Annotated in this window: 12 protein-coding genes and 1 other annotated feature; of the genes, 2 read left to right on the plus strand and 10 right to left on the minus strand. The window is 45.5% G+C overall.

From position 1 onward, the window contains the following. Positions 1-25: 25 nt before the first annotated feature. From gpmI to araE, 6 genes are all read right to left on the minus strand, one after another. Complete coding sequence (gene gpmI, locus NSQ16_RS17630; RefSeq protein ID WP_003228330.1) at positions 26-1,561, minus strand: 2,3-bisphosphoglycerate-independent phosphoglycerate mutase; 1,536 nt, start codon at positions 1,559-1,561, stop codon at positions 26-28. Then, a complete protein-coding gene (gene tpiA, locus NSQ16_RS17635) occupies positions 1,554-2,315 on the minus strand; it encodes a triose-phosphate isomerase (protein ID WP_003243394.1) in 762 nt (253 codons plus the stop codon). Before tpiA ends, gpmI begins: the two co-directional genes overlap by 8 nt. Before the next feature lie 30 nt (positions 2,316-2,345). Next, entirely contained in the window at positions 2,346-3,530 is a 1,185-nt protein-coding gene (locus tag NSQ16_RS17640) for a phosphoglycerate kinase (RefSeq protein WP_003243051.1), read from the minus strand. Positions 3,531-3,846: 316 nt separating this feature from the next. Further along, complete coding sequence (gene gap, locus NSQ16_RS17645) at positions 3,847-4,854, minus strand: type I glyceraldehyde-3-phosphate dehydrogenase (RefSeq protein ID WP_003219957.1); 1,008 nt, start codon at positions 4,852-4,854, stop codon at positions 3,847-3,849. A gap of 46 nt (positions 4,855-4,900) precedes the next feature. Continuing rightward, entirely contained in the window at positions 4,901-5,923 is a 1,023-nt protein-coding gene (cggR, locus tag NSQ16_RS17650; RefSeq protein ID WP_009968188.1) for a gapA transcriptional regulator CggR, read from the minus strand. A 297-nt stretch (positions 5,924-6,220) separates the two neighbouring features. Further along, positions 6,221-7,615: an arabinose-proton symporter AraE gene (araE, locus tag NSQ16_RS17655; protein ID WP_327836491.1), complete on the minus strand. Its 1,395-nt coding sequence runs from the start codon at positions 7,613-7,615 to the stop codon at positions 6,221-6,223. Between the two features lie 203 nt (positions 7,616-7,818). Here araE and araR point away from each other — a divergent pair, with 203 nt between their 5' ends. Beyond that, positions 7,819-8,907, plus strand: coding sequence for an arabinose utilization transcriptional regulator AraR (gene araR / locus NSQ16_RS17660; protein WP_003243070.1), 1,089 nt, complete (start codon positions 7,819-7,821; stop codon positions 8,905-8,907). Positions 8,908-8,956: 49 nt separating this feature from the next. Here araR and NSQ16_RS17665 read toward each other — a convergent pair whose 3' ends face one another. Together NSQ16_RS17665 and NSQ16_RS17670 are read right to left on the minus strand one after the other, a co-directional pair. Further along, a complete protein-coding gene (locus tag NSQ16_RS17665; protein ID WP_003228318.1) occupies positions 8,957-9,967 on the minus strand; it encodes an MsnO8 family LLM class oxidoreductase in 1,011 nt (336 codons plus the stop codon). A gap of 156 nt (positions 9,968-10,123) precedes the next feature. Continuing rightward, the gene (locus NSQ16_RS17670) at positions 10,124-11,002 is read right to left on the minus strand and encodes a LysR family transcriptional regulator (protein ID WP_015251206.1); all 879 of its coding nucleotides are present in this window, start codon (positions 11,000-11,002) and stop codon (positions 10,124-10,126) included. Between the two features lie 99 nt (positions 11,003-11,101). On the opposite strand from NSQ16_RS17670, the gene NSQ16_RS17675 reads away from it, so the two are divergent. Further along, positions 11,102-12,019 (plus strand): DMT family transporter, encoded by a 918-nt coding sequence (locus NSQ16_RS17675; protein ID WP_128441853.1) that lies wholly within the window; start codon positions 11,102-11,104, stop codon positions 12,017-12,019. 40 nt (positions 12,020-12,059) lie between these two features. Here NSQ16_RS17675 and NSQ16_RS17680 read toward each other — a convergent pair whose 3' ends face one another. Both NSQ16_RS17680 and NSQ16_RS17685 read right to left on the minus strand, forming a co-directional pair. Beyond that, positions 12,060-13,403, minus strand: a complete 1,344-nt coding sequence (locus NSQ16_RS17680; RefSeq protein ID WP_003228313.1) for an amino acid permease — start codon at positions 13,401-13,403, stop codon at positions 12,060-12,062. A 68-nt stretch (positions 13,404-13,471) separates the two neighbouring features. Beyond that, positions 13,472-13,707, minus strand: a binding site (T-box leader). A 97-nt stretch (positions 13,708-13,804) separates the two neighbouring features. Beyond that, positions 13,805-14,839 carry a glycoside hydrolase family 18 protein gene (locus NSQ16_RS17685; RefSeq protein ID WP_326149864.1) on the minus strand — a complete coding sequence of 345 codons (1,035 nt, stop codon included), beginning with the start codon at positions 14,837-14,839 and terminating at the stop codon, positions 13,805-13,807. Between the last annotated feature and the right edge of the window lie 27 nt (positions 14,840-14,866).

Genomic DNA, 14,866 nt, shown 5'->3' on the forward strand with positions numbered 1-14,866 from the left:
TTTGTCTCTCCTTTTGATTTTCAAATTATTTTTGAATTAAAGATGTTCCTGTCATTTCTTTCGGTTTTTCAACACCAAGAAGGTCTAATAACGTTGGTGCAAGGTCGCCTAGGATTCCGCCTTCACGCAGCGTAATGCCTTCTTTCGTTACAATCACAGGGACTGGGTTTGTTGTATGCGCAGTGTGCGGTTCGCCTGATTCTGTAATCAGAATGTCAGCATTACCGTGATCAGCGGTAATGATAGCGTGTCCGCCTTTAGCAAGGATCGCGTCAACGACTTCGCCCAAGCATTCGTCCACTGCTTCAATTGCTTTAATTGTTGGTTCAACCATTCCGGAGTGGCCGACCATATCAGGGTTTGCGAAGTTAAGAATGATCGCGTCATGCTTGTCAGCTTCAATTTCTTTGACAAGCGCGTCCTTCACTTCATACGCACTCATCTCAGGCTTCAAGTCATACGTTGCAACTTTAGGCGAGTTGATGAGAATACGCTCTTCACCCGGGAATTCAGCTTCACGGCCGCCGCTCATAAAGAACGTGACGTGCGGATACTTTTCAGTTTCTGCAATTCGAAGCTGTTTTAACCCGTGCTGAGATAATACTTCTCCGACTGTGTTATCAAGATTTATCGGTTTAAACGCTACATAGCCGTCAACTGTTTCACTGAAGTGAGTCAGGCAGACGAAATACAGGTTCTTTGGATAATTCTCGCCGCGGTCGAAGTCACGGAAGTCTTTGTTTGTGAACGTGTTGGAAATCTGGATGGCGCGGTCCGGTCTGAAATTATAGAAAATCACAGAATCGCCGTCTTGGATTTTCGCAACAGGCTCACCGTTTTCTTTTGTGATGACAGATGGAATCACGAATTCATCGTAGATACCATTTGCATATGAATCATCAACAACATCCAGGGCGCTGCGGTAAGATGGGCCTTCGCCGTACGCCATTGCGCGGTACGCTTTTTCTACACGGTCCCAGCGTTTGTCGCGGTCCATAGAGTAGTAACGTCCGGAAATGCTGGCGATTTCACCTACACCGATTTCCTTGATTTGATCGTTCAACTGGTTGATGTACGTTTTCGCTGTCTGCGGACCTACATCACGGCCGTCAAGGAAGCCATGGATATAAACCTTTGTCAGCCCTTCTTTTTTCGCAAGCTTTAACAGTGCGAATAAATGGTTGATATGGCTGTGCACGCCTCCGTCAGATAAAAGACCGAACAGGTGCAAGGCTTTGTTGTTTTCTTTCGCGTTGCTGATCGCGTCAAGGAATGTTTGATTGCGTTCGAACTCTCCTTCGCGAATGGCAACATTTACGCGTGTTAAGCTTTGGTACACAATACGTCCCGCACCGATATTTAAGTGACCTACTTCGGAGTTCCCCATTTGCCCTTCAGGAAGACCTACAGCCTCGCCTGAAGCAGTCAATGTTTGATGAGGATACTGGTTCCAATAGCGGTCAAAATTCGGTTTTTTCGCTAAAGCGACTGCGTTCCCTACTGTTTCGTTACGTAATCCGAACCCATCAAGAATGATGAGTGCAGCTGGTTTTTTACTCATATTGACCTTCCTCCAATAATTGAACGAATGACTGTGGCTCAAGGCTCGCGCCGCCGACCAAAGCACCGTCAATATCGGACTCTGCCATATATTCTTTAATGTTTGCAGGCTTTACGCTTCCGCCATATTGGATGCGAAGCTTGTCTGCAGCTTCTTGGCTGAAGCTTTCAGCGACGGTTTTACGGATATGCGCACACACGTCATTCGCATCTTTCGCTGTAGAAGATTTGCCTGTTCCGATTGCCCAGATTGGCTCATATGCAATAACAGAAGCAGCAACTTGTTCTTCAGAAAGACCAGCAAGGCCTTTTTTCACTTGGTCAGCAACAAGATCATTTGTTTTGCCGGCTTCACGCTCTTCAAGCGTTTCACCTACACAGATGATCGGCACAATGCCGTGTTTGAAAGCTGCGTGTGCTTTTTTGTTAACTGTTTCATCAGTTTCAGCGAACATTTCACGGCGCTCAGAGTGGCCGATGACGCAGTAGTCAACGCCAAGGTCTTTCAGAGCAACCGGGCTGATTTCGCCTGTGAACGCGCCGCTTTCTTCGAAGTGCATGTTTTGAGCGCCGACTTTAAGGTCAGTGCCTTTCACAGCAGAAGCAAGCTTTTCTAAGAAAAGCGCTGGCGCGCAAACAACAGCTTCAGCTTTGTCTGCTGCTGGAATGGAAGATTTCACTTCTTCAACGAAGCTGACAGCTTCGCCGAGTGTTTTGTTCATTTTCCAGTTACCGGCGATAATTGGTTTTCTCATCTGTTCCACTTCCTTATAGCAGTTTTGAGATTATTTATCGTTCAGTGCAGCTACCCCTGGAAGCTCTTTGCCTTCCATAAACTCAAGGGATGCGCCGCCGCCTGTTGAGATGTGGCTCATTTTGTCAGCAAGGCCGAATTTTTCAACCGCTGCCGCAGAGTCTCCTCCGCCGATGACAGAGTATGTATCTTTCGCCTCTGCCAATGCTTCCGCAACCGCTTTTGTTCCTTGGGCGAACAAGTCGATTTCGAATACGCCCATTGGTCCGTTCCACACGACAAGTTTGCTGTTTTTGATGACGTCAGCATACGTTTCGCGTGTTTTCGTACCAATGTCGATTGCTTCTAAATCACTAGGGATTTCAGAGATCGGCACAATTTTCACGTTTGCATCGTTAGAGAAATCATCTGCAACGAGTACATCTTCAGGCATGTAGAAGTTAACGCCTTTTTCTTTAGCGCGGTCCATAAATGATTTCGCAAGCTCGATTTTATCCTCTTCAAGAAGACTTTTACCGACTTCATAGCCAAGCGCTTTTACGAAAGTATAAGCAAGACCTCCGCCGATGATCAGGTTGTCTACTTTATCAAGAAGACTTTCGATTACACCGATTTTGTCTTTTACTTTCGCTCCGCCGATGATCGCTGTGAACGGGCGGTCAGGATTGGAAACCGCTTTTCCAAGTACATCAAGCTCTTTTTCCATTAAGAAACCTGCAACTGCTGGCAGATGCTCGGCAATTCCAGCTGTAGATGCGTGAGCACGGTGGGCAGCACCGAATGCGTCATTTACATATACATCTGCAAGCTCAGCAAATGCTTTTGCAAGCTCAGGGTCATTTTTCTCTTCACCAGGATAGAAACGTACGTTTTCCAATACAAGAACGTCTCCGTCCTTCATCTCGGAAATTTGTGCTTTTACAGCATCGCCGTATGCTTCATCCGCTTTTTTCACTTCTTTGCCAAGCAGTTCGCCGAGACGTGCAGCGACAGGAGTTAAACGAAGCTCCTCAACCACTTCGCCTTTCGGGCGGCCTAAGTGGCTCGCAAGAAGGACTTTTGCGCCTTGGTCTGCAAGGTGTTTGATTGTTGGAAGCGCAGCACGGATACGTGTATCGTCTGTTACTTCCCCGTCTTTCATTGGAACGTTAAAGTCAACGCGGCAGAATACAACTTTGCCTTTTACGTCGATGTCTTTGAGAGTTTTCTTATTCATGCCTAGGAGATCCTCCTTCAAAATGGTTTGCATACAGCACGAAAAACGTGAAACCGTCTGTTCAAGCGATAACTCCGCTAGGGCAGATCGCAGTCTTTTTCGGCACAGGGCAGTTCGTCTAAAAGCCAGGGCAGCGGCCTTAGGCGAAAGCGCCGGCAAAGCTGCTTAAAACGCGGTCGTTTCTCTATCACAGAGCGTTTTCTGAAAGCCGGTCTTCATGGAAAAAGGGAAAGGGAGTCCGTCCCCTTCCCTTGTCCGCTTTCATTATAGCGCTTCTATTCGAAAGAACCAAGTCAGGTCCTTTTTCAGCTATAAATTAAAGACCTTTTTTTGCGATGTAAGCTGCAAGGTCAACAACGCGGTTAGAGTAGCCGCTTTCGTTATCGTACCAAGAGATTACTTTTACCATGCTGCCTTCCATAACCATTGTAGAAAGAGCATCGATTGTAGAAGAGTTTTTGTTTCCGTTGTAGTCGCCAGAAACTAATGGCTCTTCGCTGTAGCCAAGGATTCCTTTAAGGTCGCCTTCAGCCGCTTCTTTAAGAGCTGCGTTTACTTCTTCAGCTGTTACTTCTTGGTTCAGTTCAGCAACCAAGTCAACTAGAGAAACGTTTGGAGTTGGAACACGCATTGCTCCACCGTTCAGTTTGCCTTTTAGTTCAGGAAGAACTAGAGAAACTGCTTTAGCAGCACCAGTTGATGTTGGGATGATGTTTTCAGCTGCTGCACGCGCACGACGGTAGTCTTTGTGCGGAAGATCAAGGATTTGCTGATCGTTTGTGTAAGAGTGAACAGTTGTCATCATACCGCGTTTGATGCCGAATTTATCGTTAAGTACTTTTGCAAACGGCGCAAGGCAGTTTGTTGTGCAAGATGCGTTAGAGATAACATCGTGGTTAGCCGCATCGTATTTATCTTCGTTAACACCCATAACGATTGTGATATCTTCTTCGTTAGCAGGAGCAGAGATGATTACTTTTTTCGCGCCAGCTTCTAAGTGTTTCGCAGCGTCTGCGCGTTTTGTGAAGAAACCAGTAGATTCAACTACGATTTCAACGCCTTGTTTGCCCCAGCTAAGTTTAGCAGGATCGCGTTCTGCAGAAACTTCAATTGTTTTGCCGTTAACAACAAGGTTGTTACCGTCAACTGAAACTTCAGCGTCTAATTTTCCGTGTACAGAATCATATTGTAAAAGGTGAGCCAGCATGTTAGCATCTGTTAAATCGTTAACCGCTACTACCTCAACTTCAGGATTGTTTAATGCTGCGCGGAATACGTTACGTCCAATACGACCAAAACCGTTAATACCGACTTTTACTGCCATGATTGTTTCCTCCTTTAAATAAGTGAGAGATATTTATATTGAGGGATTATTCATCCCTTAATAACTTCTTTGCGGCTCCTTCGTCTGTGACGAGAACCGTGTTGCGTGGCTTTTTAAAGTAAGCCTCGATCGCCTCGGCTTTTGATGATCCGCCCGCTACCGCAATAATATCGGGGATGGCGTCTATGTCATCCAGCTGCATTCCGACAGAATGCACTTTGTGAACCACTTCGCCGTCCGCGTTAAAATAGTAGCCGAACGCTTCCGTCACCGCGTCGTTATCATCTATTTTCTTTAAGTCTTCTAAAGGCGTGTTTCTGCGCTGAGCCATAGTTTTAGCTTCGCCGATTCCATGAACCAGCATACTCGCTGATTTAATGGTGTTCAGCACCTCTTTGACAGAAGGCTCTTCAATAATAGATGAATAGGCGCCTTGTGACAGCTGTCCCGGAACAAACAAAAGCCGGTAAGTGCCTGAAGCCTTCTCCGCCATATGCGCGCATATGGTGTTCGCCTGGTTTTTCACGTCTTCGCCTAAACCGCCTCTTGCAGGCACAAACAAAAGCTCGCGGTTTTTAGAATCCGGCGTCATCATTTCGGCGACAGCTTCAATTGTCGTACCGCCAGTTACAGCGACGATATTTTTGCCTGAAAATCTTTTTTTCATACATGCGACAGCCGCTCTTCCCATTTCTTTTTTGACCCATGGGGATTGATCGCTGTCTCCGGATACGATAATGGCATCCTTTAGATTTAAACGTTCTTTTAATGTCTTTTCCAAAAGAGTCAAACCTAAAACATCTTTCATCGTATCTTCCAAAACAGAAAGCAGTTCATAGCCCTCTTCTGTCAATGTCATGCCGTTTGTCTTAATATCGACCAGGTTCTGTTCCTTTAAAAACTGAACCTCGCCCCTCAGCACACGCTCGCTGATTCCGAGACTGGCAGACAGGCTTCTTCGCCCGATGGGTTCTGTCAGCCTGATATACTGCAAGATTTCAAACCTCTTTTGCATAACGAGCAGAAGATCAGGCAATAATTTTTTTTGAGCTTGTATTAACTGGTTCATGACTCAAACGTTCCTTCCTTTTTTGCTGGACATTATATGTCCCGCTATGACAAAAAACGTCCCATCATAGCCAAAAAAAATCATTTCTGCTTTCTTTAATTATTTTAACAGGGTGGAATTGTTTATTCAACTGTTAAGAGCCAATTCATCGACAATATTCGCAGAGTTTTCATGCCGCGTCGTTTTATCCAGCAATATTTTCTCCTATATATCTTTATCTTATACAGAAAGCGCCAAATGGTGCATCCCAATATAAACAGCCCTTCCCGTAGAAAGGGCTGTTTCATTAAAGCGTTTTCATTTTATCCAAAGCTTTTCAATTTCCTCGAGCGATTTGTTCTTCGTTTCTGGACAGATCGTAACGACAAACAGGAAACAAAGGATGTTAATCACCGCAAAGATCCAAAATGTATAGGCGAGCCCGAAAGAATCGATCATCATTGGCACAAACTGTCCAATCGCCCAGTTTGCTCCCCATAAAAAGATGGTCGCAATGCCCGCGGCCCGCGCACGCAGATGGTTCGGAAAGATTTCAGAAATCATAATCCATGTGATCGGTCCGACCGAGACACAGAAAGCAGCGACAAAACCTAATATAAGGACGATCATCATGATCCCGCTTGTTAACTCAAAGTAAAACGACGTCCCGATTAAAATCATAAAAATAGCCATAAAAGCAGAACCGATGGACATCAGTTTTTTTCGTCCGACTTTATCAATCAGCAACACCGCAATAACGGTAAAGATGACTTCTACAACACCGACGATACAAGTTGTCACAAATCCGGCGTTTTGCCCGAATCCCATCATTTTAAAGATTTCCGGCCCGTAGTAAGTAATGGCGTTCATGCCGATGACTTGGTTAAAGAGCGCCAGCAGGATTCCAATGACAAGCGCCTTTCTTAGCCCCGGCTTAAACAGCTGGGAGAGCGACCCCATTTGTTCTATTTTTAAAGAGTTCTCAATGCTCTTTAATTCTTCTTTTGCAACAGTTTCTCCATTAATACGTGTCAGTATCTTTAAAGCTTCATTTGTTTTGCCCGCTTTCGCCAGCCATCTCGGGCTTTCCGGGACGACGAGCAGGACAAGGAAAAAGATGACGGACGGCACCATTCCGTAAGCAAGCATCCATCTCCAGCCGGTGTGCACGCCCCATTCGTATGTTCCGGACCGCTGCACAGCTAGATTAATAAAGTAGGTAGCGGAAATACCCAGTATCGTAAAGAGCTGATATAAGGAAGATAAACTTCCGCGTATGGCGGGCGGTGACGCTTCTGTAATATACGTAACAGAGAGCGATGAGCCCATCCCGATTCCCAGCCCCCCGATAATCCTTGCAATGATTAAGGTGGACACGTCTTGAGAAAGCGCTGAAACGATTGCTGATATCGCAAATAACAAAGCGGCTGTCATTAAAATTTTTCTCCGGCCGAATCTGTCACTTAAAAATCCGGATATCCCGACGCCCACAACTCCTCCAATCATAATGCTTGAAATGACAAGTCCCTCCATAAACGGACTCAGGCTGTATAAATCTTTCAGAAAACCGATGGCGCCAGAAATCACTGCCGTGTCATAGCCATACAATAAGCCGCCAAGCCCCGCCGCACATGAGATCAAAATGACAAATCCCATTGAATGGCTTCGTGTTACAGGAACATTTGGTTCTAATTGAGTTGGAGTATTCTTCATTTCAATGCCCTCCCGAATGTTGAGTAAAGCGTTTTCATTCAAAACTTCAATTGTACGTACTTATATTAAAATTTAACGAAAATTACATTTAATTAGTACGTACAAATATAGAATAATCTTGTTTGCATTTTCTGTCAATGTTTTCTTACAAAGAACGCTGTGATATACTGAAATTTGTCCGTATACATTTTGGAGGAATGGATATGTTACCAAAATACGCGCAAGTAAAAGAAGAAATCAGTTCTTGGATTAATCAGGGCAAAATACTGCCCGATCAAAAAATCCCTACCGAAAACGAATTAATGCAGCAATTCGGCGTCAGCCGGCATACCATCCGCAAAGCGATCGGAGACCTCGTATCACAAGGTCTGCTGTACAGCGTGCAAGGCGGAGGCACCTTTGTCGCTTCACGCTCTGCTAAGTCAGCGCTGCATTCCAATAAAACGATCGGTGTTTTGACAACCTACATATCAGACTATATTTTCCCGAGCATCATCAGAGGAATCGAGTCCTATTTAAGCGAGCAGGGGTATTCTATGCTTTTGACAAGCACAAACAACAACCCGGACAACGAAAGAAGAGGCTTAGAAAACCTGCTGTCCCAGCATATTGACGGACTCATCGTAGAACCGACAAAAAGCGCCCTTCAAACACCAAACATCGGCTATTATCTGAACTTGGAGAAAAACGGCATTCCTTTTGCGATGATTAACGCGTCATATGCCGAGCTTGCCGCGCCAAGTTTTACCTTGGATGATGTGAAAGGCGGGATGATGGCGGCGGAGCATTTGCTTTCTCTCGGCCACACGCATATGATGGGTATTTTTAAAGCTGATGACACACAAGGCGTGAAACGGATGAACGGATTTATACAGGCGCACCGGGAGCGTGAGTTGTTTCCTTCTCCGGATATGATCGTGACATTTACAACGGAAGAAAAAGAATCAAAACTTCTGGAGAAAGTAAAAGCCACACTGGAGAAAAACAGCAAGCACATGCCGACAGCCATTCTTTGTTATAACGATGAAATTGCGCTGAAGGTGATTGATATGCTGAGGGAGATGGATCTTAAAGTGCCGGAAGATATGTCTATCGTCGGGTATGATGATTCACATTTCGCCCAAATCTCAGAAGTGAAACTAACCTCTGTCAAACATCCGAAATCAGTGCTTGGAAAAGCAGCCGCCAAATATGTCATTGACTGCTTAGAGCATAAAAAACCGAAGCAAGAGGATGTCATATTTGAGCCTGAGTTGATCATTCGCCAGTCCGCACGAAAACTGAATGAATAAAAAAAGCAATGTATGGGTCTCCCCGCTACATTGCTTTTTTTTATAGCTGTTATCTGTTTTTCCAAACGTCAGCGATGATTTCAAACGAACGCATTCTGTCTGCGTGTTCAAAGGTTTCTGAGTTAACCATAATTTCGTCAGCCTGTGTCGTTTTGACGAAATCTTCAAGCTTCGCCTTCACTTCTTCCGGACCTCCGACAATCGTGGAGCTCAGCTGCTCATTGACCATCGCTTTTTCATACGGGCTCCAGATTTGGTCCATATCCTCAACAGGCGGTTTAAGCTGGTTCGGCGTACCGCGGACAAGATCAAGAAACCTTTGATAATGCGAAGTCGCAAGGTGCTGCGCTTTCTCGTTTGTATCTGCCGCGATAATGGTGACACCGACCATCGCATACGGTTCGTCGAGCACGTCTGACGGCGTGAAGGAATTGCGGTACAGCTCCAATGCAGGAACCGTATTCGCTGGTGAGAAATGAGCGGCAAAGGCAAACGGAAGACCTAGTTCACCTGCCAGACGGGCGCTGAAGCCGCTTGAGCCCAGCAGCCAAATCGGCACATCTATGCCCTCTCCGGGAATGGCGCGAACTTGATTACGCACATTTCCTGACGGTTTAAAATAATTGCGCAGTTCCTCTAATTGTTCTGGAAAATCCTCCCCGCTGTTGATGTTTCTGCGGAGCGCTCTGGCTGTCAATTGGTCTGTTCCCGGCGCACGTCCAAGCCCCAGATCAATCCGCCCGGGATACAGTGTTTCCAGTGTGCCGAATTGTTCAGCAATGACTAATGAAGAGTGGTTCGGGAGCATAATGCCGCCGGAACCGACGCGGATTTTCTTCGTGCCTCCGGCAATATGGCCAATCAAAACTGCGGTGGCAGAGCTTGCAACACCTTCTATATTATGATGTTCAGCAAGCCAGTAACGGTGATAGCCCCATTCCTCTGCCCGGCGCGCCAAGTCCATGCTGTTTCGGAATGATTCTGCAATCGTTCCTCCCTGAACAACCGGAGATAAATTCAAGACAGAAAGCAAGGTATCTTTGCGTTGGTTGTTAGACATATTGTTCTCCTTTGCAAATGTGTTATCAGTAAACAGCCCAAAGCTGTCAGGTCATGATTGAAAGAACTTCTATCACACCATAACACAACTGCATTCAGGAATAAAAGAATTTGATTCGATGAAATTCGAACAATATAAAACGAACGGTTTGGAACATTATTCTGCTCCAAACAGATCCTTAGCCATCTCAATAAAGAGCTTAGCCGCTAGAGAAGCCTCCTTTAGCGACGGAACAGCAAGCTGCACATCACGGTATACCTGCGGGTCCAATTCCCGGGTCACCACATGCTCCGGCAGCGGCATCCCCGACATGGACATTTCTGATAAAATGGCCAGGCCCAGTCCTTCTCTGATCATACTGATCGAGGTGTTGATGTTATAGACCGTGAAAGCTGGGTGCAGCGTAGCGCCCGCCTGCCTGAACATATCGACAAATGGTGATTCATAGCCTCCGTCACAGACGATCATCGGTTCATGGTCAAGATCTTTCAGCGTAATGGCCGAATGACTGGCAAGCGGGTGATCGTCCCTGAGCACGACAGCCATTTTGTCTTTTTTCAAATGAATGTACTCCATCTCCTCTGTTGGATACAGAAGAATCCCGACATCTATCATCCGCGTATGAAGCCACTCCTTGACTTCATTTACAGTTCCCTCGTGCAGCACGAGCTCAAGTTTCGGATATTTTTGTTTAAATTCACTGATCAGCTTTGGCATAAAATAAGCCGAGGCAGTTGAGAATGTGCCGATATGAATCGTTCCCAGTTCAAGCCCTTTTTCCGCTGCTGCTACCTGCTCAACTTTTTCAATGCCTTTTAAGACTTCTCTAATGTGTACTAAGATCTGTTTTCCCGTATCCGTCAGCATCAGGCCATTGCGGCGGTCACGAATGATCAGCTTTACATCAAGCTCAGCTTCGATCGCAGAAATCGCATGGCTGACAGCCGGCTGTGTCATGTTCAGCGCCTGACCCGCTTTTGTAAAGCTTCCCGTTTCAGCTATTTTCACAAAAACCTTTAATTGTGTAATGGTCATAACAATTTACTTATGCTCCTTATAAAAAAGATTCATTTTATTTATCTTATGTTCTACCGTATCATATGATGGAAAAGTTCTACAAGGAGTGAATGAACAATGAAGCAGCTCTCAAAAACGCGGACAGCTCTCCTGCTCGCATTTCTCGTCATCATGTGGGGCGTCAATTGGCCGCTGTCCAAAGCCGCGCTCGCCTATTCTCCGCCATTATTGTTCGCGGGCATCCGAACACTGATCGGCGGGCTTTTATTAGTCATTGTCGCACTGCCGCGTATTCATAAATTACGCTTAAAAGAAACGTGGCCGATTTATCTTGTTTCTGCTCTTTTAAATATTACGTTATTCTACGGCCTGCAAACGATCGGGCTGAATTATCTTCCGGCCGGCCTGTTTTCTGCAATCGTCTTCTTCCAGCCTGTTCTGATGGGTGTATTTTCTTGGCTGTGGCTCGGCGAATCCATGTTTGTAATGAAAGTGATTGGCCTCATCCTCGGTTTTGCGGGAGTAGCCGTCATTAGTGCTGCGGGCTTTAGCGGGCATATTTCTGTCATGGGGGTTCTGCTGGCTCTCGGCTCCGCAGTCAGCTGGGCGCTCGGGACGGTATATATGAAAAAAACAGGCAGCCGCGTCGATTCCATCTGGATGGTCGCTCTGCAGCTGACGATCGGAAGCGTGTTTCTGCTTATATCCGGCTTTTGGACAGAAAGCTTTTCGGCGATTCAATGGACAGCTCCGTTTATTACGAGCCTGCTGTTCATCTCCGTATTCGTTATCGCGCTCGGCTGGCTTGTCTTTTTTACGCTTGTCGGTTCAGGAGAAGCAAGCAAGGTCGCATCTTATACTTTTTTGATTCCGCTCATATCAATCGTGGCCAGCTCCATTTTCCTGCATGAACCGCTCACCCTTAGCCTCTTGGCAGGGCTGCTGCTGATTGTCACGAGCATCTGTCTCGTGAATACAAAATCAAAAGCGCAGAAAGCTGCGGCGATTGGTATAAACGAGAAAGCTGCACAATAATAAAAACCCTCTTGCCGGATGCGGCAAGAGGGTTTCTTATTTACTGATGCTTGCGTCCTTTGACCAAATATGCAACTGTAATCAAAAGGTAGATCGCCGCAGTAATGCCGGTAATGACAATTGATGTTGTCATGATGACCCCGATCAGAATGGCGAGTAATGCCACAATCGCAAACCATGTCGTGTACGGGAACCATTTTACATAATAGGCCGGTGTTTCCGTTTGCTGTTTTCTCGATTTTAAATGAGCGAATCCGATGATCAGCCAAATGAATAAAACGGTATATCCCAATGATCCCATTAAATAATTAAATGTTTGGCTTCCTGCGAACAGAGAAATCAATACGCCAATATAGAGAGAAGAAGTGCACATCAGAATCGCAAACATCGGTACGTTTTTCGATGAAAGCTTCGAGAAGACCTTTGGAAGCCTTCCGTCACTTGCCTGTGTATACAAAATGCGTGATGATCCGTATAAACCTGAATTCATAGAAGAAATGATCGCCAGCAGGATGACTGCATTCATGATATGATCCGCGCCCGGAATGCCTACCATTTTAAAGACCATCACGAAAGGACTTTCCGGAACGGAATTGACTTGGTTCCATGGAATCAGGCTGACGATGATGAAAAACGGCAGCAGGTAAAACGCGACAATCCGTGTCAGTGTGCTGCGGACAGCTTTCGGGACAACCTTTTCCGGATTTTTTGTCTCTGCAAGCGTTACACCGATAATTTCTGTACCGCCGTAAGAGTAGATGACGACAAGCATCGCCGTGATCAGCCCTGTGCCGCCGTGCGGGAAAAATCCGCCGTGGTCTGTCAGGTTGGAAAATCCGGATGCTGTATGATCACCGAATGATACAAATAAGAGCAGCAATCCCAGAATAATAAAGATAATAATAACGGTAATCTTGATCATTGCCAGCCAATATTCAGTTTCGGCGAAGATTTTAACAGAAAGCAAGTTTACAATCGTGACGATAAGAGAAATTCCTAATGCCAACACCCAGATCGGGCAGCCCGGCAGCCAATATTGAATGAAAATCGCAGCTACTACAGCTTCAGCCGCAATGTTGAGCACCCACATTTTCCAGTAGATCCAGTCCAAAAAGTAAGCGGCGTAATTTCCCAATACCTGCTGGACAAGATCACGGAAGGTTCTGGCGTTACGGTTTCGAACAGCCATTTCCGCCAGCCCCTGCATAATAAACAGCAAAATAATCCCGCCGAGCAGGTATGCGATAATGACAGATGGCCCTGCCACATCGATCGCTGAGCTGCTCCCCTTAAATAAACCTGCGCCGATTGCTCCGCCCAGCGCCATCATCATAATATGGCGGGACGTCATCGTGCGTTTTAACGTTTGATTGTCGTTTTTCATCCTCTTCTACCTCTCCTTCTCGTTTTCAAAAACAAAAAAGCCCGCCGTCTCCTACCTAATCTAATAGATAAAGAGACGACGAGCCTTCGGCTGACCGCGGTACCACTCTTGTTGATTCTTCATGAAGAATCCTGCTTTTGACCTGTAACGAAGGTTAGCCGTTAAAACATAGGGAATATTCAATCTATTCCGTTCCGTCTTACCACTCCCGGGCGAGTTCAAAGAAGAATCAGGCTGCGTCGCACCACCCCGCAGCTCTCTGTTCTGATCACTTTCTTTTACTGCTCCCAATCTATGTGTTTTAGTTTTCTGAAAAACTCAAATTTTATGATCTGAATATATTAACATAATATACGTGCTTCTCTTTTAACTGTCAATAACTTCAGAGAAAAAAGAAACTGTTATTTTGTCCCTTTTCGAATGGCTTTCCAAAAGGATTCTGATTCGTTTCCTAATGCGTAAACTGAAACACCTGCTATTTTATATTGCTTTGCCAGATGGCTTTTCGTTTGAACGGTTTTTTCGTTTTCATACCACACGACATGTTTATGCTTCTTTTTGTCAACATAAGAAAACGTCATCGAGCCTGATTTTTTGTTGAATGCCGGCTTTGCTTTTTGTTTTTGGATGAGGGATTTGAGCTCATTCCATTCCCTTATTGTGCTGGTACTTCCGTCTTTTACATCCCAGTCATAGCCGTACGCAGGGATTCCCATGATGACTTTATTGGCTTTGATCTTTTTGACTGAAAACTGCAGAGAGCTTTTGATCCAGTTTGTGCTTGCCACTGACCCCGGCTCACCCCAAATGCCGTGTTCATCGTAGGTCATGACTTGTACGAAGTCGGCATATTTGCCGATTTTCGCATAATCATACGGCCAGCTCCAGTCATCATTTTTATCATCGGCGCTTTTGGCCGGAACGGATACCATTGTTTTAATATGTTTCTTATTCAAAGCCTGTGAGACATATTGAATGAAGGTCGAGTATGCAGCGCGGTCTTCTGGATTTACTGCTTCAAAATCGATATTGATTCCGTAATATGAGTGCTTTTTGGCCAGTGTAATTAACTGATCTGTGAATCGTTTTTTCGCTGTTTTATTACTCATGACTCGACTCGCTAAATCTCCGTCAAAGTCATAAATGGCATCATTATAGTTTGAAATGACAGCCCATGTCTTGATTTTTTTCTTTTTCGCATATGTCAGCTGCTTAGTTGGGGCATCGCCAATCACATGTCCGTTTTTTTCAAACGCAAACGTATCGGTTGCGATGGCATTCATGTATGTATGATATTTCGTGAGAGAATTGTATGAAGCCGTATCCCCAGTCGTGTAGCCTAGTGTCATTCCGACTGCCTTCGCTTCTGTTTTTGTATACATAAACAGAACAATCGCAATCGCCAGTGAAACCGCTATGATCAGCCACTTTTTCATCGCATTTCCTCCTATTTCAAGTCATAC

Origin of the sequence: Bacillus sp. PS108, from assembly GCF_037963335.1 — a bacterium.
Lineage (GTDB): Bacteria > Bacillota > Bacilli > Bacillales > Bacillaceae > Bacillus > Bacillus subtilis.

Excerpts from the sequence above, each read along its gene's own strand:
- gap (WP_003219957.1), bottom strand. The coding sequence starts at position 4,854 with ATGGCAGTAAAAGTCGGTATTAACGGTTTTGGTCGTATTGGACGTAAC.
- NSQ16_RS17685 (WP_326149864.1), bottom strand. The coding sequence starts at position 14,839 with ATGAAAAAGTGGCTGATCATAGCGGTTTCACTGGCGATTGCGATTGTT.
- NSQ16_RS17640 (WP_003243051.1), bottom strand. The coding sequence starts at position 3,530 with ATGAATAAGAAAACTCTCAAAGACATCGACGTAAAAGGCAAAGTTGTA.
- araR (WP_003243070.1), top strand. The coding sequence starts at position 7,819 with ATGTTACCAAAATACGCGCAAGTAAAAGAAGAAATCAGTTCTTGGATT.
- araE (WP_327836491.1), bottom strand. The coding sequence starts at position 7,615 with ATGAAGAATACTCCAACTCAATTAGAACCAAATGTTCCTGTAACACGA.
- gpmI (WP_003228330.1), bottom strand. The coding sequence starts at position 1,561 with ATGAGTAAAAAACCAGCTGCACTCATCATTCTTGATGGGTTCGGATTA.
- NSQ16_RS17680 (WP_003228313.1), bottom strand. The coding sequence starts at position 13,403 with ATGAAAAACGACAATCAAACGTTAAAACGCACGATGACGTCCCGCCAT.
- tpiA (WP_003243394.1), bottom strand. The coding sequence starts at position 2,315 with ATGAGAAAACCAATTATCGCCGGTAACTGGAAAATGAACAAAACACTC.
- cggR (WP_009968188.1), bottom strand. The coding sequence starts at position 5,923 with ATGAACCAGTTAATACAAGCTCAAAAAAAATTATTGCCTGATCTTCTG.
- NSQ16_RS17675 (WP_128441853.1), top strand. The coding sequence starts at position 11,102 with ATGAAGCAGCTCTCAAAAACGCGGACAGCTCTCCTGCTCGCATTTCTC.
- NSQ16_RS17670 (WP_015251206.1), bottom strand. The coding sequence starts at position 11,002 with ATGACCATTACACAATTAAAGGTTTTTGTGAAAATAGCTGAAACGGGA.
- NSQ16_RS17665 (WP_003228318.1), bottom strand. The coding sequence starts at position 9,967 with ATGTCTAACAACCAACGCAAAGATACCTTGCTTTCTGTCTTGAATTTA.